The sequence below is a fragment of the Tabrizicola sp. M-4 genome (assembly GCF_051132405.1).
Lineage (GTDB): Bacteria > Pseudomonadota > Alphaproteobacteria > Rhodobacterales > Rhodobacteraceae > Paragemmobacter.
The window spans coordinates 2,249,056-2,269,145 of record NZ_CP128606.1; the positions used below are offsets into that span (position 1 = coordinate 2,249,056).

Sequence of the window (20,090 nt, forward strand, 5' to 3'; positions counted from 1 at the left end):
GGCTGCCACCAACGCAACAAGCCGCCACACGGCCCGCACCGCCATCAGAACCGGGTCGAAACCGTCAGGTCGAAGGTCTGCTCGAGGTCATAGGTTTCCTTGACCAGAGGCTTGGCAAAGTTCAACCGCAGCGGACCGATGGGCGTATCCCAGAAGATCGAGAAACCGACCGAAGACCGCAGGTTCATGGAATCGTCGACGGGTTCGGCACCGGCCACACCGCCATTGACGTTGTCCAAACTCCAGACAGAGCCCACGTCAAAGAACAGACCACCCGTGATGCCATATTCCTCCGGCAGGCCCACCGGGAAATCCGCTTCGAACCGCGCAACCGCAAAGATGTTGCCGCCCAAGGCCTCGTTGGCGGCAGTCGCCCCCGGCAGATAGCCGTCACGAGGCCCGATCCCACCCGGTTCGAAACCGCGGATCTTGCCATTCCCGAAGAAGCGCTCGGTCACGCGGGTATCATAGCCGCCAAGGCTGTTGATCATCCCTCCTTCGAAGATCGCGCGTACCGTCACCTCTTCCTGACGGATCTTGGTCTCGGCCAGAGCCAGCGCAGTGGTCTGAATGTATTTCGCATCCCCGCCAAAGCCCGCGAAATCCTGGCTGAAGCGCAACAGGACCCCGCCCTTCGGGTTCAACCCGCTGATCCGAGTGTCATAGCTGTAGGTGTAACCCAGCGCGCTTGTCGTCACCGCCCCCAGCGCAGCCTCGTTTTGGATGATCTGCGACGCAGTCGCAGGCGCATTGCTGAGTTTGCTGTCGGTGAAGGTATAGCGCACCTCCAACCGGCTCAACTCCCCGACCGGGAATTCCAGCGCCGGCTGCAGTCGGCCCACGCGGGTGTCATAGGTCGACGAGTTCTCGTTGTCCGACTCGCGATAGGACACGCCGAATTTCAGCGTCACATCCCGCCCAAGGAAGGCCGGTTCCGCGAAAGAGAAGCTGCCCTCGGTCGCATCCGTCCCGGTGGTCAGCGACACGCCAACCGCCTGACCGCGCCCAAGGAAATTGCGCTCGCTCAAGCCCACGTTGAAGCCAACGCCCGACCCGACGCTATAGCTCGCCCCAAAGCTCAGCGAACCCGTCGGCTGCTCTTCCACATCGACATTCACCACGACCTGATCGGGGTTGCTGCCCGGCTCCGCCTCGACCGAGGCATCGGCAAAGAACCCCAGCGCCCGGATACGCTCCGCCGATTGCCGGATCTCGCGCGCGTTCAAGGGGTCGCCCTCCGCCGTGCGGAACTGCCGCCGGATCACCTGATCCAGCGTCGTCGTATTGCCCTCGATGTCGATCCGCTCGACGAAAATCCGTTCACCCCGGACGATGGCGAATTCCACATCCAGCAGACCGCCCCGCTCGTCCCGCGTGATGCGCGGATCGACGCGCACGAAGGTCAACCCTTTGCGCAGCGCCAGATTTTCCATCCGCGCGATATTGTTGTCGATCAATGCGGGCGACCACACCTCTCCCGGACGGATGCGCTGCACCGCCTCGAACTCGGCCGCATCCAGCCCCTCGATCTCGGACACCGTCGACACGTCGCCGATGCGGAACTGCTGCCCCTCGCGGATCGTGATCGTCACGAAGAAAGCATCCCGCTCGCGCGCCACATCGGACGTGGCGCCCAGAACCTGCACATCGGCATAGCCGCGTGCCAGATAGAAATCGCGCAGCAGTTGCTTGTCCAGCTCCAGCCGCTCCGCCACGAAAGTGTCGCGCTGGATGATCTGCCGCAGCAGCCCCGCCTGCTTCGTCTCAAGCACCTGCCGCAGGCGACGGTCGCTGAAGGCGCGGTTGCCGACGAAGGCCAGACGTTCAATCTCGGCGACCCGGCCCTCGGTGATCTCGAAGGCCAGATCGACGCGATTGCCATCGCGGCGGATGATCCGCGGCTCCACCGTCGCAGCGATCCGTCCACGCACCCGGTAGGCCTCGGCGATGGCCGCCGCATCCTCCTCGGCCTGCGACGGCGAATAGACGCGCCGCCCCTTCGACTTCGCGATCTCGGCCAGTTCCTCATCCTTCAGGCGGGCATTGCCCTCGAAGTTCACGATGTTGATCATCGGGTATTCCACCACCCGGATCACAAGGCGGTTGCCTTCGGGAATCAGTTCGACGGATTCGAACAGGCCCGAATTCACGATGGATTGGTAAGCATCGTTAAGGCGCGCCGCGGAAACCGTCTCACCCCGCCCGATTCCGGCATAGGCGATGATCGTGGCCGGTTCGATGGCCTGATTGCCTTCGACGACGACGCTGGAAAAGCTGTAGCTCTGCGCCGCGGCCGGTGTCAGCATCGGCGCGGAAAGCATGGAGGTGGAAAGGAAAACGGCGATCAGGGCAGGCCGCACGAGCCCCGTTTTCGACTGCGCCTCCGACTTCATCGACGCATTCGACACGCCCGCCGTGTACCGCATTGTCCCAGCCCCGCCTTTAACAAATTCTTGTGTCTTCACTAACTGGAAGCGCAGGACTTGTCAAAAGGCTGTGGTCGGTTTCGGGCCCTCAGTGACCCAGAAGTGACGTGCCGAAGAAGGCTCCGGCCAGAAGTCCAAGCAGCATGGTGCCGATCGTCAGGATGCGATCCGAATTCACCACCATGATCACCGATAGGCCGCGATAGCCCTTCGAAACAGTCTGCATTGGTCGTCCTCCGGCTATCCTTCGATGACCAAAGGGCTAGGTCCGGAATATGGCGCGAGTTTGGCCCCCAACCGGCACTTTCCCGGCGCTTTCGCGTCGGCCCGACGGCTGGAAAGGTGCCTGCCGATGCAAGCACCCCTCCCCGAAGGAAACGACGCAATCGCCGGAAGTTTAGCGCGACCGTCCGCCCCTCACGGGCAGAACAGATCATTCGTCAACGCAAACACCATGAGCGAAAGGATCGCGGCAAGGCCCACCGCCATCAGCACCCGCAGCGCCTTGGCCGTCGGCGGCTTTCCGGTCACCGCCTCATAGGCATAGAAAACCAGATGCCCGCCATCCAGAACCGGCACCGGGAACAGGTTCATCATCCCGACCGCTGTCGACAGCATGGCGATGAACAGGATGAAGCTGGTGATCCCCGCACTCGCCGCCGCACCCGAGGTTTCGGCAATCCCGATGGGCCCCCGCAGGTTGCAGGACGAAATCGCCCCCGTCACCATGTGCCACAGCCCCGAAAGCGAGGTGGTCGCCACGTTCCAGCTCTGCTCTGCCCCCAGAAGGATGCTCTCGCCAATCCCCGGACGCCGCGTTTCGGGCTCGAAATACAGCGCGCCGGTCAGACCGATCAACCACCGTGTCTCGAACCCGCCCTCCGCCAGCGGCAGGTCCACCCGCCGCGGCTGCATCTCAAGCTCCACCTGACGACCGTCCCGCATCAGCGTAAGTGTCAGGGCGCTGCCATCCGACTGCCCCACGATCTCGCGCAGTTGTGAGAAAGTGGCAACCGGCGTGCCATCGACCGCAAGCACCACATCCCCGGCCTGAACCCCGGCCTCGCGCGCAGCCGAATCCGGCTGCACCATGTCCACCAGCGGCGGCAGGGGATGCGAATCCCGCAGATCCACCGTCGCATCGCCGCGCGCCACGCGATACTCGACCACCGCCTGCGCAGGAAGCGCCGCAGCCGCATCAAGAAAGGTTGCGAAATCCGGCGTCTCGGTCCCCTGCAGCGCAAGGATGCGGTCGCCCGGCTGCAATTCCGCCGTTACCCCCGGCATCCCGCGCACCGATCCGACGGTCGGCGCATCCGTCGCCACCCCATTGGCCAGCAGGACCCCGGCAAAGACCAAGATCGACAGGATGAAGTTGAACACCGGCCCAGCCGCCACCGTCGCCGTCCGCGCCCAAAGCGGCGCGCCATGCATGGTGGCCCGCCGCTGCTCCGCGGTCAGACCGCCCAACTCATCCACATGCCCCGCCGAGGCCGCGTTGGAATCGCCGAAGAATTTGACATAGCCCCCCAAGGGCAGCACCGCGATCTGCCAGCGCGTCCCGCGCCTGTCGATCCGCGACCAAACGACCGGGCCGAAGCCCAGCGAGAACACCTCGGCATGGATGCCCGACCAGCGCCCCACGATGTAATGGCCGTATTCATGCACGAAGACGATGATCAGAAGTGCCAGGACAAAGGCAAGGATCGTATAGGCCAGACCCCCGAAACTCGGGATGAGGTTGATCAGTTCCACGCCTTACCTGCCTTCTTTCATCTTCCGCGCCGCTTCGCCGGCCCGCACCCTTGCCAGATGGTCCATCGCAAGCACATCGTCTAGACCCGTGGCCGAATGTCCCAGCCCAGCCTCGCCCGCCAACCGCGCCAGCGTCTCCTCGACCACCGCCGCCATGTCCAGAAAGCCGATCTCGCCTTCCATGAAATGATCCAGCGCGATCTCCTTGGCCGCGTTGAAGGCGGCCCCCGACAGGCCGCGCATCTCCATCACCTCGCGCGCCAGCCGCAGCGCCGGGAACCGCGCCGCATCCGGGGCCGCGAATGTCAGGCTGCCCAGCCGCGCCAGATCCAGCCGCTCCACCGGCACATGGCCCCGCTCCGGCCAATGCAGCGCAAAGCCGATGGCATGGCGCATGTCGGCAGGCCCCAGATGGGCCATCACGCCCCCGTCGCGGAACCCCACCAGCGCATGCACGATGCTCTGCGGATGCACCAGCACCTCGATCATCTCGGGCGGGAAGCCGAAGAATTCCCGAGTCTCGATCAGTTCCAGCGCCTTGTTGAACATCGAAGCCGAGTCGATGCTGATCCGGCTCCCCATCGACCAGTTCGGATGCGCCTTCGCCTCCGCCACCGTGGCCTCCGCCAGCTTCTCCAACGGCCAGTCGCGGAACGGCCCGCCCGAGGCGGTGATGATCACCCGCTCCACCGCCCCCGCATCCTCGCCCGTCAGGGCCTGGAACACCGCCGAATGCTCGCTGTCCACCGGCAGGATCGTCGCGCCATGCACCCGTGCCGTTGCCATCAGCAAGGGCCCCGCCGTGACAAGGCTTTCCTTGTTGGCCAGCGCCAGCGTCCGCCCATGCCGCAGCGCGCGCATTCCGGGCACCAGCCCCGCCGCGCCGACGATCCCGCTCATCACCCAATCGGCGGGCCTGTCCGCCGCCTCGGCTATCGCCGCCGCCCCGGCAGCCGCCTCCACGCCCGATCCGGCCAGCGCGTCGCGCAGCGCGGGCAGTTCCGCCTCATGCGCCACCACCGCCACTTCGGCCCGCAACTCCCGCGCCATCTCGGCCAGCCGCGCCACATTGCGCGCGCCCGTCAGCGCGACCACGCGATAGGCCTCCGCCCCGCCCCCGCGCCGGATCAGATCGACGGTGCTTTCCCCGATCGACCCCGTCGCCCCGAAAATGGAAATCGACCGCATCTCAGCCAATCGGCAATTCCTTCAGGAACAGGCCAAGCGCCATCACCAGAACCGTCGCCCCGATCAGCGCATCGAACCGGTCCAGCAATCCGCCATGCCCCGGAATGAGGTGCGAGGAGTCCTTCACCCCCGCCCGCCGCTTGATCCAGCTTTCCGCGATGTCGCCCAACTGCCCCGCAAAGGCCACGACCGGCGACAGGATCAACAGCCCCCATCCCGCCATCCCCGCCAGCACGAAGCCAAGCCCCACCAGAACCGCCCCGACCCAGCCAGCCACCGTGCCCGACCATGTCTTCTTCGGGCTGACCTTGGGCCAGAATTTCGGCCCCCCGATCATCCGGCCCGCGAAATAGCCCGCCACATCCGACATCACCACCACGATGACCAGCCACAGGATGCCCGTCGTCCCCGCCTCTTCGCGGAACTCCACCAGCCCGTATCCCGCCACCATGATCGCCACCGCATAGGCCGCCGCGATCCGCCGGTCCCGCCGGGGCGTCAGCGCCAGCGCAAAGGCCGGCACCGTCAGGAAGGCCGCCGCAAGATCCGACCGCAGCACCAGCGCCGCACCCAGCGCCGCCGCCGCCAGCCCCGCCACCAAAAGGGGGCGGTTCTTTTGCCGCGGCGCGGTGATCGACGCCAACTCCCAGACCATCCCCGCCGTCAGCAGCACCACCAGCACCGCGAAGGACGGCCCGCCCAGCCAGATTTCCGCGGCACCCACCGCGGTCATCACGATGGCGGAAATCACCCTCGGCCGCAGGTCATCCCAGCGCCCCGCCACCGCGGTCTTGCCCTCTGCCTTTTCCGTCCCGGTCATCCGTTGACCACACCCCCGAAGCGCCGCTCCCGGTTGCCGAAACGCCGCACGATGGCCGCCAGTTCCTGCCCGGTGAAATCCGGCCAAAGCGTCTGGCTGAATTCATATTCGGCATAGGCTGCCTGCCATGGCAGGAAATTCGATGTCCGCGTCTCGCCGCTCGTGCGGATGATCAGGTCGGGATCCGGCAACTCGCCCGTGTCCAGACGCGACGCGATCAGCGCCTCGGTCACCGCCTCGGGGGCCAGCCGCCCCTCGGCCACATCCCGCGCCATGGCGCGCATGGCCCGCGTGATCTCGTCCCGCCCACCGTAATTGATGGCCACCGTCAGGTTCAGCCGCGTGCCACCCGCCGTCCGCGCCTCGATCCCGGCCATCATCTTCTGCAACTTGGGGTCAAGCCGCGACCTGTCGCCGATGAAGCGCAGCCGCACCCCCTCCACCGAAAGCCGATCCGCCTCGCGCTCGATATAGCGGGCAAAGATCGCCATCAGCCCCAGCACCTCTTCGGTGGACCGCTTCCAGTTCTCGGTCGAAAAGGCATAGATCGTCAGCCAGCGGATGCCCAGATCGGGGCAGGCCCGCACGATCTCTCGCACCCGCTCCGCCCCCCGCCTGTGCCCCACAAGACGCGGCCAGCCGCGCGAGGTCGCCCAGCGGCCATTGCCATCCATGATGATCGCCACATGCTCCGCGATGCGGGGCGGGTGCTTCGGATCGGTTTTCTCGCCAGTGCCCAAGCCCTGCTCCCCTCCCACAGCCAGACGCGGGCCGATGCCCGCGCGCGAAAGCCGTGTGTCAGACCTGCATGATTTCCGCCTGCTTCTGTTCCAGCTGCTTGTCCACGGCGGCAATCGCCTTGTCCGTCAGCTCCTGCACCTCGTCCGACCACATCTTCTGGTCATCCTCGGACATGCCCGCCGATTTGGCCTTCTTGATCTGGTCCATCCCGTCGCGCCGGACGTTGCGGATCGCGACCTTGGCACTTTCGGCATATTGCGCCGCGACCTTGGCCAGTTCCTTGCGGCGCTGCTCGTTCAATTCCGGGATCGGCAAACGGATAAGCGGACCGTCGGTCACCGGGTTGATCCCCAGCCCGCTTTCGCGGATCGCCTTCTCGACCTTCGAAATCATGCCCTTGTCCCAGACATTGATCACCACCATCCGCGGCTCCGGCACGTTCACCGTGCCAAGCTGGTTGATGGGCGTCATCTGGCCATAGGCCTCCACCTGAATCGGATCGAGGATCTGGGCCGAGGCACGGCCCGTCCGCAGCGACGCGAATTCCTGCTTCAGCGCATTCATCGCGCCGTCCATCCGGCGCTGGATGGCATCGAGGTCGATGTCGAGATCGTCAGACGACATATGGGCTTCCTTCATTCTCCGGCCCGCTCCGGGACCGTTTCACCGCTCTATAGCAGAGCAATTCCTCCGCGTGTAGGGCGGGGTTCACCCCGCCATGACAGGCGCTGTCCAGACCCGGCCTATCCCGCCACCCGCGTATATGTCCCCTCGCCCCGCAGGATGCCGCGGAACCCGCCCGGCTCATCCAGCGAGAAGACGATGATCGGCAGATCATTGTCGCGGGCCAGAGCGATGGCAGAGGCATCCATCACCCCCAGATGCTTCGCCAGACATTCGTCATAGGACACCGTCTCATAGCGCTTGGCATCGGGGAACTTCTTCGGATCCTTGTCATAGACCCCATCCACCTTCGTCCCCTTGAAGATCGCCTGACAGGCCATCTCGTTCGCACGCAGCGTGGCGGCGGTGTCCGTCGTGAAATACGGATTCCCCGTTCCGGCGGCAAAGATGCAGACCCGCTTCTTCTCAAGGTGCCGCACCGCGCGGCGGCGGATATAGGGTTCGCAGACCTGATCCATCGGGATCGCACTGATCACCCTCGTGAACACTCCCAACTGCTCCAGCGCCGATTGCATCGCCAGCGCGTTCATCACCGTGGCCAGCATCCCCATGTAATCCGCCGTCGTCCGCTCCATCCCCTGCGCCGATCCGGCCAGCCCGCGGAAGATGTTGCCGCCCCCGATCACCATGCAGATCTCGACGCCCAGATCATGCACCGACTTCACCTCCTGCGCGATGCGCTGGACGGTGGGCGGATGCAGGCCGAAACCCTGATCCCCCATCAAGGCCTCCCCGGAAATCTTGAGCATCACGCGGCTGTAGGTGACCGATGCATCAAGAACCGGTTTGGACATGGGAAACCCCGCTTTTCGTAATCTGGTTTGACTGCGGCGCAAAATGTATGAAAACGGCGGCAGGTTCAACCGGGGAACCGCGCGCCCTGCACCGGACGCGCAGGGAGGGCCCCGCCTCCTCCCCGCACCCCTCCGCGGCACCCGGACCCGACCACCGCACCGGCAGAAAGGAACAGGCCCTGCCCACCGACCTGACGACAGTCTCGCGCGAGGCGCCCATCCTCATCGCAGGCCCCACCGCCAGCGGCAAATCCGCGCTTGCGATGGACCTCGCCGCCCGCGACGGGCGCATCGTCGTCAATGCCGACGCGCTTCAGGTCTATGCCAATTGGCGCATCCTCACCGCCCGCCCCTCCCCGCAGGACGAGGCAGAGGCCCCCCACGCCCTCTATGGCCACATCCCCCGCGACGTGCCCTATTCCGTCGGCCACTGGCTGCGCGACCTCGCCCCCCTCCTGTCCCGCTCCGTCGTCATCGTGGGCGGCACCGGCCTCTACTTCACCGCCCTGACCGAGGGGCTCGCCGACATCCCCCCGACACCCCCCGAAATCCGGGCCGAGGCCGACCGCCGCCGCACGACCGAAGGCCACGCCGCCCTCCTTGCCGAACTCGACCCCGCCACCGCCGCCCGGATCGACCGCCTCAACCCCGCCCGCATCCAGCGCGCATGGGAGGTGCTGCGCAGCACCGGGCGCGGCCTCGCCGCTTGGCAGGACGAAACCCCCGCCCCCCTCCTGCCCCTTGCTGCTGCCGAACCGCTCCTTCTCATGCCCGAACCCGGCTGGCTCAATGCCCGCATCGACCGCCGCTTCGACGCCATGATCGCCCAAGGCGCGCTGGAGGAAGCCCGCGCCGAACTCCCGCACTGGACCCCATCCCTGCCCTCCTCCCGCGCCATCGGCGCGCCGGAACTCATCGCCCATCTGCAGGGCACATGCTCCCTGACCGAGGCCATCGCCGCCGCCAAGACCGCCTCGCACCAATATGCCAAGCGCCAGCGCACGTGGTTCCGCTCCCGCATGGGCGACTGGCGCCGCATCGGCTAGGCCACGGCCATTCCGCCCCGACTTGTCCACAAAGGCCCAATGCCCTGTGGATAACACCCAATTGCCGCCATCTTTTTGCTTGGGTTCGCGGCGATACCCTGTCTATGATTCGCGACACAGATCATTCGGACGCCGCAGGAATGACCAACCAGAACCAGACAGCAGCCCAGACGGGGACCGCTGGCGGGGAACCCCGCCTTGTCGCGATCCCGCGCCTCGCTGTCGGCGGCCGCTGGCGGGTGGAGGCGATGCGCGCCATCTCCGAACCCATGCTCCTGTGGTTCACCAAGGGTCAGGGCCGCATCACCATCGCGGGCGTCACGCGCGGCTACACCGCCAATACCGCCGTCTTCATCCCGGCAGGCGTCATGCACGGCTTCGAGGTGGGACCGCAGGTCTTCGGCAACGCCATTTTCTTCGGACGCGACGGCAACATCCCGCTGCCCGCCACGCCCCAGATGCTCCGCATCCGCGAGGTGCATGCCGCGCAAGAGGCCAACGTCATCTTCGATATGATCCTGCGCGAGATGAACTCCGACAGCCCCGCCCATGAACGCGCGACGCGCCATTATCTCGGCCTGCTCGGCGTCTGGCTGGAACGGCAGGTCGCCAAGGCCGGCCCCGAACAGGCCAAGCCCGATGCCGCCCGCCGCCTCGTCGCGCGCTACACCGCGCTCATCGAACGCGATTTCCGCACCGGCGCGGGCGTGGGCGAATTCGCCGCCGCCCTCGGCGTGACGCCCACCCACCTGTCGCGCTGCTGCCGGCAGGCCTGCGGGCGGTCCGCAATCACCATCCTGCAGGACCGCCGCATCTTCGAGGCCCGCCGCCTGCTGGCCGAAACCAAGATGCCCGTGGGCGAGATCGGCGCCACGCTGGGCTTCACCTCCGCGGCCTATTTCACCCGCGCCTTCCAGCACCTCACCGGCAAATCCCCCACCGAATTCCGCCGCTCGGTCTGACCCTCTCCCCCAGCGATCCGACACCCCGAATGCGTCGTTTTTCGACTTCGGGTGGCATTCCTTGGCATTATGCGGCATAAAACTGTCGCGATCAGGCCACCATGCGACGAATCCAAGCGTTGACGGATGGCGGAAAAAGGTGCGCTATAACGGAGGCACGCGCCCGCCCGCCGCTGGCATGATCCGGTCCGAATCTTCGGCCCATGGGTCGCCCGCTTTCTGGCGGCGATGGCCGATAAAAACAAAAGTGCAGCCACAGCCTGCTCAGGGAGACCGTACCTATGAAAGACACAATCCAGACCGCCACTCTGCACCCGGCGGCCAAGATGTATGCGCAAGAGCATCGCGAAGGGGCGCTGTCCCGCCGCGAATTCCTTGCCCGTAGCACCGCGCTCGGCGTCTCCGCCGCCGCCGCCTATGCCCTGATCGGAATGGACGCGCCCGCCATGGCGCAGGATGCCCCCGTCGCGGGCGGCACGCTGCGCATGTCGATGGAGATCAAGGCCCTGAAGGACCCGCGGACCGCCGACTGGTCGCAGCTTGCCAACGTCACCCGCGGCTGGCTGGAATATCTCGTCGAATACAACAACGATGGCTCGATCCGCGGCATGCTGCTGGAATCGTGGGAAGCGAATGCCGATGCCACCGAATACACGCTGAAGGTCCGCCCCGGCGTGAAGTGGAACAACGGCGACGACTTCACCGCCGATGACGTGGCGCATAACATCATCCGCTGGTGCGACGGCAATGTCGAAGGCAACTCGATGGCCGGCCGCTGCACCGCCCTGATGAACGCCGAGGCAAAGACCGTCGCCGATGGCGCGGTGACTGTGGTCGACCCGCTGACCCTGACGCTCAAACTGAACGGTCCGGACATCACCCTGATCGCAGGCTTCGCCGACTATCCCGCAGCCGTCGTCCACAAGTCCTACGAAAACGGGGACCCGACGCAGACCCCGGGCACCGGCCCCTACCTGCCGGAAACCGTCGAGGTGGGCGTCCGCGCGCATCTGGTCAAGAACGCCAACCACACTTGGTGGGGCACCGAAGTCTATGGCGGCCCCTATCTCGACCGGATCGAATACACCGACCTCGGCACCGACCCCTCGGCAGAGGTGAACGCCGCCGCCGCCGGTGAAATCGACGCGACCTACCAGTCGACCGGCGAATTCATCGAACAGTTCGACGCGCTGGGCTGGACCAAGTCCGAAGCCGTGACCGCCGCCACGCTGGCCGTCCGCTTCAACCAGCTCGCGGAAGAGTACAAGGACGTCAACGTCCGCAACGGCCTGATCAAATGCGTGGACAACAACGTCGTCCTCGAACTCGGCTATTCGAACCTCGGCACCGTGGCGGAAAACCACCATGTCTGCCCGATCCATCCCGAATACTACGCCCTGCCCCCGCTGACGGCTGATCCCGCCGCTGGCAAGCAGATGGTCGTCGATGCGGGCAAGGGCGATTTCGAATTCGAACTGATCTCGCTCGACGACAGCTGGCAGGCCGCGACCTGCGACGCCATCGCCGCGCAAATCCGCGACGCGGGCATCAACATCAAGCGCACCGTGCTTCCGGGCTCCACCTTCTGGAACGACTGGCTGAAATATCCCTTCTCGGCCACCGAATGGAACATGCGTCCGCTCGGCGTCCAGATTCTCGCACTGGCCTACCGCTCGGGCGAGGCATGGAACGAATCCGCCTTCTCCAACGCGGAATTCGATACTGAACTCGCCAAGGCGCTCTCGATCAGCGACGCCAAGGCGCGGTCCGAGGTGATGAAGCGGCTTGAAGAGATCATGCAGGAACAGGGCGTCATGGTGCAGCCCTACTGGCGCTCGATCTACCGCCACTTCGATCCCAAGGTGAAGGGTGCCGAGATGCACGCCACCTTCGAACACCACCACTACAAGTGGTCGATCGCGGCGGCCTGATCCGGCCCGGACGGACCGGCTGCGCGGGGGGCCATCCCCGCGCAGCCTGCGCTCCTGCCGCCATTTCGGCCGGCCATACCCGTTTTCCCAGCGCCCCGTTTTCCCAGCGCCATTGACCCATCCCGGGAAAGGATGAGCCATGCTCCTCTTCGTGCTGCGACGTATCGGCGTCATGATCCTGACCGCCTTCGCGCTCACCTTCATCGTCTTCTACATGACGAACCTGCCACCGAACCTCGAAAAACTCGCAAAGTCCGAGGCCTCGGTCCGCATGGATGACGCCGCCGTGGCAAGCTGGCTGGAACGCAATGGCCATACCGGCCCCGTCCTCCTGCGCTACGGCCAGTGGCTTGGCGCCATGCCCGGCTGGGTCCGCACCGACGAGGATGGCAAGGTCACCGGGCGCTGCATCGCCGAAGGGGCAGATCCCGCCACCGCCCCCCGCTTCTGCGGTATCCTGCAGGGCGACTGGGGCTCCTCCACCGTCTTCAAGCAGCCGGTCTCCGAGGTGCTGGCCCGCTCCCTCGGCGCGACGGGCTGGCTGATGCTCTGGGTCATGATCGTCATGGTGCCCTCCTCGCTCCTTCTCGGCGTACTGTCGGGCATGCGCGAAGGCTCACGCACCGACCGCGTGCTGTCGACCTTCGCCATCACCACCACCGCCACCCCCGAATACGTCTCCGGCGTCATCCTGATCGCGCTCCTCGCCTCCGCCACGGCGGGCATATCGCCCATCCTCGCCGATGCCGGGCTGATCGAGGGCAAGACCCTCTTCCCCGGCACCGCCACGGCAGCGATGGACGACATCACCTTCTGGAACTTCTTCCTGCCCGTGATGACCATCGCCCTCTACGGCATCGGCTACATCGCCCGCATGACCCGCGCCTCGATGACCGAGGTGATGACGCAGCAATACATCCGCACCGCCCGCCTCAAGGGCGTCTCCTTCCGCGACGTCGTGATTAAACACGCGCTCCGCAACGCGCTCATCGCCCCCTTCACGGTGATCATGCTGCAATTCCCGTGGCTGCTGAACGGCGTCGTGATCGTGGAAACCCTCTTCAACTACAAGGGCTTCGGCTGGACGCTGGTGCAGGCCGCAGGCAACAACGACATCGACACCCTGCTCGCCTGCTCGGTCGTCGCCGTCTTCGTCGTCCTCGTGACGCAGCTGATCTCCGACATCGGCTATGTCTTCCTCAACCCGCGCATCCGCCTCGCCTAAGGAACCAGCATGGAAGACGCACTCTCCTGGGGCTCCATCCTCCTGCGCATCGCGGCGCAGCTCCTGCCCGTCTGGGTGGGCCTGATCGCGGTCTTCGCCCTCTCGATGCAGTTCAAGCGGCGCCTCGGCCTCTACGGCCGCATCTTCGACAGCCCCGTCGGCATGACGGGCTTCGCCCTCGTGATGTTCTGGGTCTTCACCGCCCTCTTCGCCGACTGGATCATCACCCATGACCCGCTGGCCCAGCTTTCGGGCATGAAGAACATCCTCCCCGGCGCCCCGGTCAAGAACCCCGCCGAAGGCGCCTATCCCTACTACCTTCTGGGCGGCGACCACCTCGCCCGCGACGTCTTCTCCCGCATGGTGATGGGCGCGCGAGAGGTTCTGAAGATCGCCCCCGCCGCCACCGTAGTGGCCTTCATGGTGGGCATCACGCTGGGCCTGCCCGCAGGCTATCTGGGCGGCAAGCTCGACAGTTCCATCAGCTTCCTGTCGAACCTCGTCCTCGCCTTCCCGGTGATCCTGCTCTTCTACCTGCTCGTGACGCCCGAAATCCGCGTCACCGGCATCCCCACGGCGCTTGCCGCCATCCTCTTCATCTTCCCGGTGATCTTCCTCACCATCCTCTTCAACTCGCGTTTCTTCACCACGCCCGCAAAGCGCAACCTCTATGTGGGCCTGACGCTTCTCTTCGGCCTCTGGGCCTATTCCGGCCTCGCCTTCAACGCCGATCCCCTGGGCGTGTGGTCGATGGACCCGAACATGCTCAACGTCTTCGTCTCGGTCGTCTTCGTGAACTCGCCCGGCGTCTTCCGCATCGTCCGCGGCATGGTGATGGACATCAAGACCCGCGACTACGTCGCCGCAGGCCAGACCCGCGGCGAAGGCCCGTGGTACATCATGCTCTGGGAAATCCTGCCCAATGCCCGCGGCCCTCTGATCGTCGATTTCTGCCTCCGCATCGGCTACACGACGATCCTCCTCGGCACCCTCGGCTTCTTCGGCTTGGGCGTCTCGCCCGAATCCCCCGATTGGGGCTCCACCATCAACTACGGGCGCCGCCTTCTGGCCATCGCCCCCCACCCGGCGGTCGTCCCCGCCTTCGCCCTCATGTCGCTCGTCCTCGGCCTCAACCTTCTGGCTGACGGCCTGCGCGAAGAAAGCATGAAAGATTGACACCCATGCCCTGCCCCTCCACCCGGATGAACGCCTTCCCCTTCATCTGTTCTCAAATATCCCACGGGGGTCCGGGGGTGTGAAACCCCCGGTCCCGCAGCCAGCCACCCTGCGCGAGGCCACCATGACTGACACCACCTGGGACCCGTCCAAACCCATCCTCGAGATTGAGAACCTCTCGATCTCCTTCTTCACGCGCCTACGCGAAATCCCCGCCGTGATGGATTTCTCCTGCACCGTGATGGCGGGCGAAGCGATGGGGCTGGTGGGCGAATCCGGCTGCGGCAAATCCACCGTGGCGCTGGCCGTCATGCGCGATCTGGGCAAGAACGGCCGCATCGTCGGCGGCTCGATCAAGTTCAAGGGCCGCGACCTCACGAACATGACCGAGGAAGAACTCCGCCACATCCGCGGCTCCGAGATCGCCATGATCTATCAGGAACCCATGGCCTCGCTGAACCCGGCCATGAAGATCGGCGCCCAACTGGCCGAAGTGCCGATGATCCATCAGGGCATGGCCAAGGACGCCGCCTGGAAACTCGCCCGCCAGATCGTGGCAGATGTCCGACTGCCCGACCCCGACCGCATCCTGAACTCCTACCCGCATCAGCTTTCCGGCGGCCAGCAACAGCGCATCGTCATCGCCATGGCGCTGATGTCGAAACCCGCGCTTCTGATCCTAGACGAACCCACCACCGCACTCGATGTGACGGTCGAGGCGGGCATCGTCGATCTGGTCAAGGATCTGGGCGAGAAATACGGCACCTCGATGCTCTTCATCTCGCACAACCTCGGCCTCGTCCTCGACGTCTGCGACCGCCTCTGCGTCATGTATTCCGGCGAGGCGGTGGAGACGGGCAATGTCGAAGAGGTCTTCGACAAGATGCGCCATCCCTATACGCAGGCGCTCTTCCGCTCCATTCCGCTGCCGGGGGCCGACAAGAACTCCCGCCCCCTCGTCGCCATCCCCGGCAACTTCCCCCTGCCACATGAACGCCCAAGGGGCTGCAACTTCGGCCCCCGCTGCAGCTATTTCGTCGAAGGCCGCTGCAATGCGCAGGATATCCCCATGGTCGCTGTCCCCGACGGCCACCGCCACGAAACCCGCTGCCTGCGCAGCAGCGAAATCGACTGGTCCACGCCCCCCGCCGCCGGCAAGGTGGCCGAAAAGGCAGAGATCGGCCGCGTCGTCCTCAAACTCGACGACCTGAAGAAATACTATTCCGTGGGCTCCTCCGCCTTCGGCGGCGGCATGAGAAAGGTCGTCAAGGCCAACGAAACCCTCTCCTTCGAGGCCCGCGAAGGCGAGACGCTCGCCATCGTGGGCGAATCCGGCTGCGGCAAATCCACCTTCGCCAAGGTGCTGATGGGGCTGGAAACCGCCACCTCCGGCCAGATCATGCTCTTCGATGAAAACGTGCAGTCGACTCCCATCCAGATGCGCGACACGGGCACCATCTCGAAACTGCAGATGGTGTTCCAGAACCCCTTCGACACGCTCAACCCGTCCATGACCGTGGGCCGCCAGATCATCCGCGCACTGGAAATCTTCGACTACGGCAACTCCGACGAGGAACGGCATGCCCGCATGCTCGAACTCCTCGACCTCGTGAAACTCCCCCGCGCCTTCGCCGACCGCATGCCGCGGCAGCTTTCGGGCGGCCAGAAACAGCGCGTCGGCATCGCCCGCGCCTTCGCGGGCGGGGCCAAGGTCGTGGTCGCAGACGAGCCCGTCTCGGCCCTCGACGTCTCGGTGCAGGCCGCCGTCACCGACCTCCTGATGGACATCCAGAGAAAGAACAAGACCACCCTCCTCTTCATCAGCCACGACCTGTCGATCGTCCGCTACCTCTCAGATCGCGTCATGGTGATGTATCTGGGCCATGTGGTGGAAATGGGCACGACCGATCAGGTCTTCTCGCCCCCCTATCATCCCTATACCGAGGCGCTGCTCTCTGCCGTCCCCATCGCCGACACCCGCGTCCAGAAAAGCCGCATCGTGCTGGAAGGCGACATTCCCTCGGCGGTCAACCCGCCCCCCGGCTGCCCCTTCCAGACCCGCTGCCGCTGGAAATCGCAGGTCCCCGGCGGACTGTGCGAGACGGAAGTGCCCCCGGTTCGCACGCTGGAGGGCGGGCATCAGATCAAGTGCCACCTGCCCGACGACGTGCTGGCCAAGATGGAACCCGTCATCAAGATCGCGGCGGAGTAAGCGAAATCTGACGCAGATTTCGCGGCGTTTCCTGACGCAGGAAACGGCCCCCTTTCGGGGGCGGCAAAGGCCGCAACCGGAATTTGCGTCAAATTCCGTCGCGATTTCTGCGTCAGAAATCGCCTTCCACGGCCCTCAGCCGAGGATCGCCTTCACGTAATTCTGCGTCTCGTCATAGGGCGGGATCCCCCCATGCTCCTCGACCGCCATCGGCCCCGCATTATAGGCCGCCAGCGCCAGACGCCACGAGCCGAACCGGTCATACATCATCCGCAGATAGCGCGCCCCGCCTTCGAGGTTCTCTTCCGGATCGTTGATGTCCACCCGCAACAGACGCGCTGTGTCGGGCATCAACTGCGCCAGCCCCGTCGCGCCCTTGGGAGACACGGCCCCGGCGTTCCACCCGCTCTCCTGCTGCACCAGCCGCAGGAAAAGATCCTCCGGGATGTCGTGCTTGCGCGCGGCGGCCTTCGCCACTTCAAGGAATTCGCCCCGGTAATTCCCCCGGAAGGCAGGCAGCGGCCCATCCTCCTCGTCGAACTCGCTCTTCGGGCGCAACCGTTCCGACCCGGAATACTGCTTGGCCAACCGACCATCCAGCAGGTCCTTCTGCCGCTCGAAGATCGCCATCCGCGACGCGCCGGATCCCGACAGCGTCAGCCCTTCGGCCCGCGCCGCGCCATCCGGCACCGACCCAAGACCCAAGCCCAACGCCACCAGCACAACCCGCCGCATGTCCCATCCCGTCCGGTCAATCCCGCGCGACCATACAGGAACCCTCCGCCCCTTGGCCAGAGCCTTCCTGCCGCAGTGCGCCCCCCTCAGGCCGCCGTCGTCCCGCCCGGCACCAGCGGGGCGTTCAGCAGATCCTCGATCAGCACGCTCACCAACTGCCCGCGCCCCTGCACCCCCGCCTTGCGGTAGATCGCGTTCAGATGCGTCTTCACCGTGCCTTCCGCCGATCCCCGCATCTGAGCGATCTCGGCGATGCTGTATCCCTTGATGGTGAAGGTCGCGACATCCGCCTCCGACGGTGTCAATTCCCATTGGCGGAAGTAATCCTCCATCAACCCCGCCAAGGCCCCCGCCGCCACGCCCAGCGACTTCTCCATGATCGCCTGCCGCCGCAAGAGCGCCATCAGCGCCCGCACCTCGAAGACGATCCCCAGAAACAGCCCCGCCGTCGCCGCCAGTTCCGGCAGCATGTGCCACCACTGGACGCCGCCTTCGCTGAAATCCTCGATCACATCCACCACGAAAAAGGCCGAACAGGCCAGTTGGAACGCGATCAACGCCAGTATCCGGCGCGGCGAGCCCGCCTCCGGCCGCGGCAGCGCCCGCGTCGATGCACCCTCATCCGTCATCTGCACAACTCTTCCCATCCGGCCTCAGCGAAAGGTCTTGTACCCCGTCACCATTGATTTCGGAAGGTTCACGCCAAGCCGTCGGCTTTCCAGCACCACCGCCACAATATGCACCACGACCGAAATCTCGGCCCAGACGACCAGAACCTCATGCGCCTCTTCCACCCAGCCCACGCCGAAGAAGGCCAGCGTCGTCATCGCATAGCCCGAGGCCGCAAGCCCCGCCATCGTCAAAAGCAGGTTGTAGATCATCAAGGCCCCCAAGGGCGAATGCCCCTCATGCCGCCGCCGCCGCCCCGTCGCCATGTCGCCGATCTGGCCCAGCACCGCCGAAGGCGAAGGCGGGAAGTCGGCAAAGCGCGCATGGCGCGTGCCCACCAGCCCCCAGATCAGGCGCAGCGCGATCAACCCCGCAACCGCATAGCCCACCCATTGATGCACCTCCTTGCCGGAGCGCGTGAAGAAGGCATTGGCCACGAAGGCCGCGACCAGCGACCAATGGAACAGCCGCACCAGCGGGTCCCAGACAGGCAGTTTCACGGACATGGGCAGTCCCTCTCGCGATGATGGGCGGAAAGGCCCGCCACCCCGTGCAGGGCGGCAGGCCGGTCTTCACGGAACGCGGGCCGAAATCAGCCCTCGTCCTCCTCATGCTCGACCTGCTTCAGGCTGGCATCGAACCACAGCTCGGCCATCTTGCCATCCTTCACGACATAGACCTCGATCAGCCCGTCCTCGGCCTTGAACTGCCGCACCTCATAGCCCTCGGCCACCAGTTGCGCGGTCAGCTTCTCTTGCGTGGCGGCATCCACTTCGCCCTCGGCGGCATGGGCCATCGGCACGGCCAGCATCAGCGCGGTCAGCGCGGCGGCAGTCATCTTGCGGATCATCTCGTCTGCTCCTCATGGGGTTGGACCGGTTCAGGCAATCTGCCCGCCGGATGCCCCCCAACTGCCGTCTCCCCGTTCCGCCGCAAACCCAACCCCGGTTAGGCAGGCCAGCCACCGCCCATCCCTGCCCCCCGAGTTGCACGCGGCCCCATGGCCTGCGGCCCCCGCCTGCAACCCCGGTTGCAGACCCGTCCAGCCCCCTCGGCGGATTGCGGCGCGGGGGACGGGCGGCTATAGGGTTTCCTTAACCATCACGGGCCTAAGGTCCGGCAATCAGAGATTCGCTAAAGATTCGGGGAGAACGCCATGGCTGGGTCCGTCAACAAGGTCATCATCATCGGAAATCTCGGCCGCGACCCCGAGGTGCGCAGCTTCCAGAACGGCGGCAAGGTGGTGAACCTGCGCATCGCCACCTCGGAAACATGGCGCGACCGCAACTCTGGGGAACGCAAGGAACGCACCGAATGGCATTCGGTGGCGATCTTCAACGAGGCCCTCGCCAAGATCGCCGAACAGTATCTCCGCAAAGGGTCCACCGTGTATATCGAGGGTGCGTTGGAAACCCGCAAATGGCAGGACCAGTCGGGTCAGGACCGCTACACGACCGAAATCGTCCTTCGCCCCTACAACGGCAACCTCACCCTTCTGGGCGGGCGCGGCGAAGGCGGCGGCGGGTCCTCGGGCGGCGGCGATTACGGCGGCGGCTATGACGATTATCAGGGCGGGGGCGGCGCATCCTCCGGCGGCGGCTATGGCGGCGGCGCCCGCAGCGGCGGCGGCGCGGGTGGCGGCTTCGGCGGCGGCGCATCGGGCGGCGGCCGCTCCGACATGGACGACGAAATCCCGTTCTGAGGTCTCTTCCCACCGGCGCGGGTT

General features: G+C 65.6%; 19 protein-coding genes. 7 read left to right on the forward strand and 12 right to left on the reverse strand.

Features of this window, described 5'->3' with window-relative positions:
- Positions 1 to 44: 44 nt before the first annotated feature.
- The 8 genes from bamA to pyrH all read right to left on the reverse strand — a co-directional run bounded on the left by bamA (position 45) and on the right by pyrH (position 8,408).
- Positions 45 to 2,426: an outer membrane protein assembly factor BamA gene (gene bamA, locus TabM4_RS11060; RefSeq protein WP_434612258.1), complete on the reverse strand. Its 2,382-nt coding sequence runs from the start codon at positions 2,424 to 2,426 to the stop codon at positions 45 to 47.
- An 88-nt stretch (positions 2,427 to 2,514) separates the two neighbouring features.
- The gene (locus tag TabM4_RS11065; RefSeq protein WP_434612260.1) at positions 2,515 to 2,652 is read right to left on the reverse strand and encodes a hypothetical protein; all 138 of its coding nucleotides are present in this window, start codon (positions 2,650 to 2,652) and stop codon (positions 2,515 to 2,517) included.
- A 191-nt stretch (positions 2,653 to 2,843) separates the two neighbouring features.
- Complete coding sequence (gene rseP / locus TabM4_RS11070; protein ID WP_434612262.1) at positions 2,844 to 4,181, reverse strand: RIP metalloprotease RseP; 1,338 nt, start codon at positions 4,179 to 4,181, stop codon at positions 2,844 to 2,846.
- A 3-nt stretch (positions 4,182 to 4,184) separates the two neighbouring features.
- Positions 4,185 to 5,369: a 1-deoxy-D-xylulose-5-phosphate reductoisomerase gene (gene dxr, locus TabM4_RS11075; RefSeq protein WP_434612264.1), complete on the reverse strand. Its 1,185-nt coding sequence runs from the start codon at positions 5,367 to 5,369 to the stop codon at positions 4,185 to 4,187.
- A gap of 1 nt (position 5,370) precedes the next feature.
- Positions 5,371 to 6,189: a phosphatidate cytidylyltransferase gene (locus TabM4_RS11080; protein ID WP_434612265.1), complete on the reverse strand. Its 819-nt coding sequence runs from the start codon at positions 6,187 to 6,189 to the stop codon at positions 5,371 to 5,373.
- Positions 6,186 to 6,929 carry a polyprenyl diphosphate synthase gene (uppS, locus tag TabM4_RS11085; RefSeq protein WP_434612267.1) on the reverse strand — a complete coding sequence of 248 codons (744 nt, stop codon included), beginning with the start codon at positions 6,927 to 6,929 and terminating at the stop codon, positions 6,186 to 6,188. Before uppS ends, TabM4_RS11080 begins: the two co-directional genes overlap by 4 nt.
- A 58-nt stretch (positions 6,930 to 6,987) precedes the next feature.
- A complete protein-coding gene (frr, locus tag TabM4_RS11090; protein ID WP_434612268.1) occupies positions 6,988 to 7,554 on the reverse strand; it encodes a ribosome recycling factor in 567 nt (188 codons plus the stop codon).
- A gap of 119 nt (positions 7,555 to 7,673) precedes the next feature.
- Complete coding sequence (gene pyrH / locus TabM4_RS11095; protein ID WP_434612270.1) at positions 7,674 to 8,408, reverse strand: UMP kinase; 735 nt, start codon at positions 8,406 to 8,408, stop codon at positions 7,674 to 7,676.
- A 47-nt stretch (positions 8,409 to 8,455) separates the two neighbouring features.
- Between pyrH and miaA the strand changes: the two genes are divergently transcribed.
- The 6 genes from miaA to TabM4_RS11125 all read left to right on the forward strand — a co-directional run bounded on the left by miaA (position 8,456) and on the right by TabM4_RS11125 (position 16,960).
- Positions 8,456 to 9,454: a tRNA (adenosine(37)-N6)-dimethylallyltransferase MiaA gene (miaA, locus tag TabM4_RS11100; protein WP_434612272.1), complete on the forward strand. Its 999-nt coding sequence runs from the start codon at positions 8,456 to 8,458 to the stop codon at positions 9,452 to 9,454.
- A gap of 140 nt (positions 9,455 to 9,594) precedes the next feature.
- Positions 9,595 to 10,416 (forward strand): AraC family transcriptional regulator, encoded by an 822-nt coding sequence (locus tag TabM4_RS11105; protein ID WP_434612274.1) that lies wholly within the window; start codon positions 9,595 to 9,597, stop codon positions 10,414 to 10,416.
- Between the two features lie 281 nt (positions 10,417 to 10,697).
- The gene (locus TabM4_RS11110) at positions 10,698 to 12,347 is read left to right on the forward strand and encodes an ABC transporter substrate-binding protein (protein WP_434612276.1); all 1,650 of its coding nucleotides are present in this window, start codon (positions 10,698 to 10,700) and stop codon (positions 12,345 to 12,347) included.
- A 139-nt stretch (positions 12,348 to 12,486) separates the two neighbouring features.
- Positions 12,487 to 13,572 carry an ABC transporter permease gene (locus TabM4_RS11115; RefSeq protein ID WP_434612278.1) on the forward strand — a complete coding sequence of 362 codons (1,086 nt, stop codon included), beginning with the start codon at positions 12,487 to 12,489 and terminating at the stop codon, positions 13,570 to 13,572.
- Positions 13,573 to 13,581: 9 nt separating this feature from the next.
- Positions 13,582 to 14,748, forward strand: coding sequence for an ABC transporter permease (locus TabM4_RS11120; RefSeq protein ID WP_434612280.1), 1,167 nt, complete (start codon positions 13,582 to 13,584; stop codon positions 14,746 to 14,748).
- Positions 14,749 to 14,872: 124 nt separating this feature from the next.
- The gene (locus tag TabM4_RS11125) at positions 14,873 to 16,960 is read left to right on the forward strand and encodes a dipeptide ABC transporter ATP-binding protein (RefSeq protein ID WP_434612281.1); all 2,088 of its coding nucleotides are present in this window, start codon (positions 14,873 to 14,875) and stop codon (positions 16,958 to 16,960) included.
- Between the two features lie 135 nt (positions 16,961 to 17,095).
- Here TabM4_RS11125 and TabM4_RS11130 read toward each other — a convergent pair whose 3' ends face one another.
- The 4 genes from TabM4_RS11130 to TabM4_RS11145 form a co-directional block, all read right to left on the reverse strand.
- A complete protein-coding gene (locus TabM4_RS11130) occupies positions 17,096 to 17,695 on the reverse strand; it encodes a lytic transglycosylase domain-containing protein (protein WP_434612283.1) in 600 nt (199 codons plus the stop codon).
- 86 nt (positions 17,696 to 17,781) lie between these two features.
- Positions 17,782 to 18,324 carry a helix-turn-helix transcriptional regulator gene (locus TabM4_RS11135; protein WP_434612285.1) on the reverse strand — a complete coding sequence of 181 codons (543 nt, stop codon included), beginning with the start codon at positions 18,322 to 18,324 and terminating at the stop codon, positions 17,782 to 17,784.
- 24 nt (positions 18,325 to 18,348) lie between these two features.
- Positions 18,349 to 18,870, reverse strand: a complete 522-nt coding sequence (locus TabM4_RS11140; protein ID WP_434612286.1) for a cytochrome b/b6 domain-containing protein — start codon at positions 18,868 to 18,870, stop codon at positions 18,349 to 18,351.
- An 86-nt stretch (positions 18,871 to 18,956) separates the two neighbouring features.
- Positions 18,957 to 19,214 (reverse strand): PepSY domain-containing protein, encoded by a 258-nt coding sequence (locus tag TabM4_RS11145; protein ID WP_434612288.1) that lies wholly within the window; start codon positions 19,212 to 19,214, stop codon positions 18,957 to 18,959.
- A 306-nt stretch (positions 19,215 to 19,520) separates the two neighbouring features.
- Between TabM4_RS11145 and ssb the strand changes: the two genes are divergently transcribed.
- On the forward strand, positions 19,521 to 20,066 hold the full coding sequence (ssb, locus tag TabM4_RS11150) for a single-stranded DNA-binding protein (protein WP_434612290.1): 546 nt from the start codon (positions 19,521 to 19,523) through the stop codon (positions 20,064 to 20,066).
- Positions 20,067 to 20,090: the final 24 nt, after the last annotated feature.

Bases quoted from the DNA above. Each gene is read 5' to 3' on its own strand.
- TabM4_RS11135 (WP_434612285.1), bottom strand. From the start codon at position 18,324: ATGACGGATGAGGGTGCATCGACGCGGGCGCTGCCGCGGCCGGAGGCG.
- miaA (WP_434612272.1), top strand. From the start codon at position 8,456: ATGAAAACGGCGGCAGGTTCAACCGGGGAACCGCGCGCCCTGCACCGG.
- TabM4_RS11115 (WP_434612278.1), top strand. From the start codon at position 12,487: ATGCTCCTCTTCGTGCTGCGACGTATCGGCGTCATGATCCTGACCGCC.
- TabM4_RS11080 (WP_434612265.1), bottom strand. From the start codon at position 6,189: ATGACCGGGACGGAAAAGGCAGAGGGCAAGACCGCGGTGGCGGGGCGC.
- TabM4_RS11130 (WP_434612283.1), bottom strand. From the start codon at position 17,695: ATGCGGCGGGTTGTGCTGGTGGCGTTGGGCTTGGGTCTTGGGTCGGTG.
- TabM4_RS11110 (WP_434612276.1), top strand. From the start codon at position 10,698: ATGAAAGACACAATCCAGACCGCCACTCTGCACCCGGCGGCCAAGATG.
- frr (WP_434612268.1), bottom strand. From the start codon at position 7,554: ATGTCGTCTGACGATCTCGACATCGACCTCGATGCCATCCAGCGCCGG.
- pyrH (WP_434612270.1), bottom strand. From the start codon at position 8,408: ATGTCCAAACCGGTTCTTGATGCATCGGTCACCTACAGCCGCGTGATG.
- TabM4_RS11140 (WP_434612286.1), bottom strand. From the start codon at position 18,870: ATGTCCGTGAAACTGCCTGTCTGGGACCCGCTGGTGCGGCTGTTCCAT.
- TabM4_RS11105 (WP_434612274.1), top strand. From the start codon at position 9,595: ATGACCAACCAGAACCAGACAGCAGCCCAGACGGGGACCGCTGGCGGG.
- bamA (WP_434612258.1), bottom strand. From the start codon at position 2,426: ATGCGGTACACGGCGGGCGTGTCGAATGCGTCGATGAAGTCGGAGGCG.
- dxr (WP_434612264.1), bottom strand. From the start codon at position 5,369: ATGCGGTCGATTTCCATTTTCGGGGCGACGGGGTCGATCGGGGAAAGC.
- TabM4_RS11065 (WP_434612260.1), bottom strand. From the start codon at position 2,652: ATGCAGACTGTTTCGAAGGGCTATCGCGGCCTATCGGTGATCATGGTG.
- TabM4_RS11125 (WP_434612281.1), top strand. From the start codon at position 14,873: ATGACTGACACCACCTGGGACCCGTCCAAACCCATCCTCGAGATTGAG.
- ssb (WP_434612290.1), top strand. From the start codon at position 19,521: ATGGCTGGGTCCGTCAACAAGGTCATCATCATCGGAAATCTCGGCCGC.
- TabM4_RS11120 (WP_434612280.1), top strand. From the start codon at position 13,582: ATGGAAGACGCACTCTCCTGGGGCTCCATCCTCCTGCGCATCGCGGCG.
- TabM4_RS11145 (WP_434612288.1), bottom strand. From the start codon at position 19,214: ATGATCCGCAAGATGACTGCCGCCGCGCTGACCGCGCTGATGCTGGCC.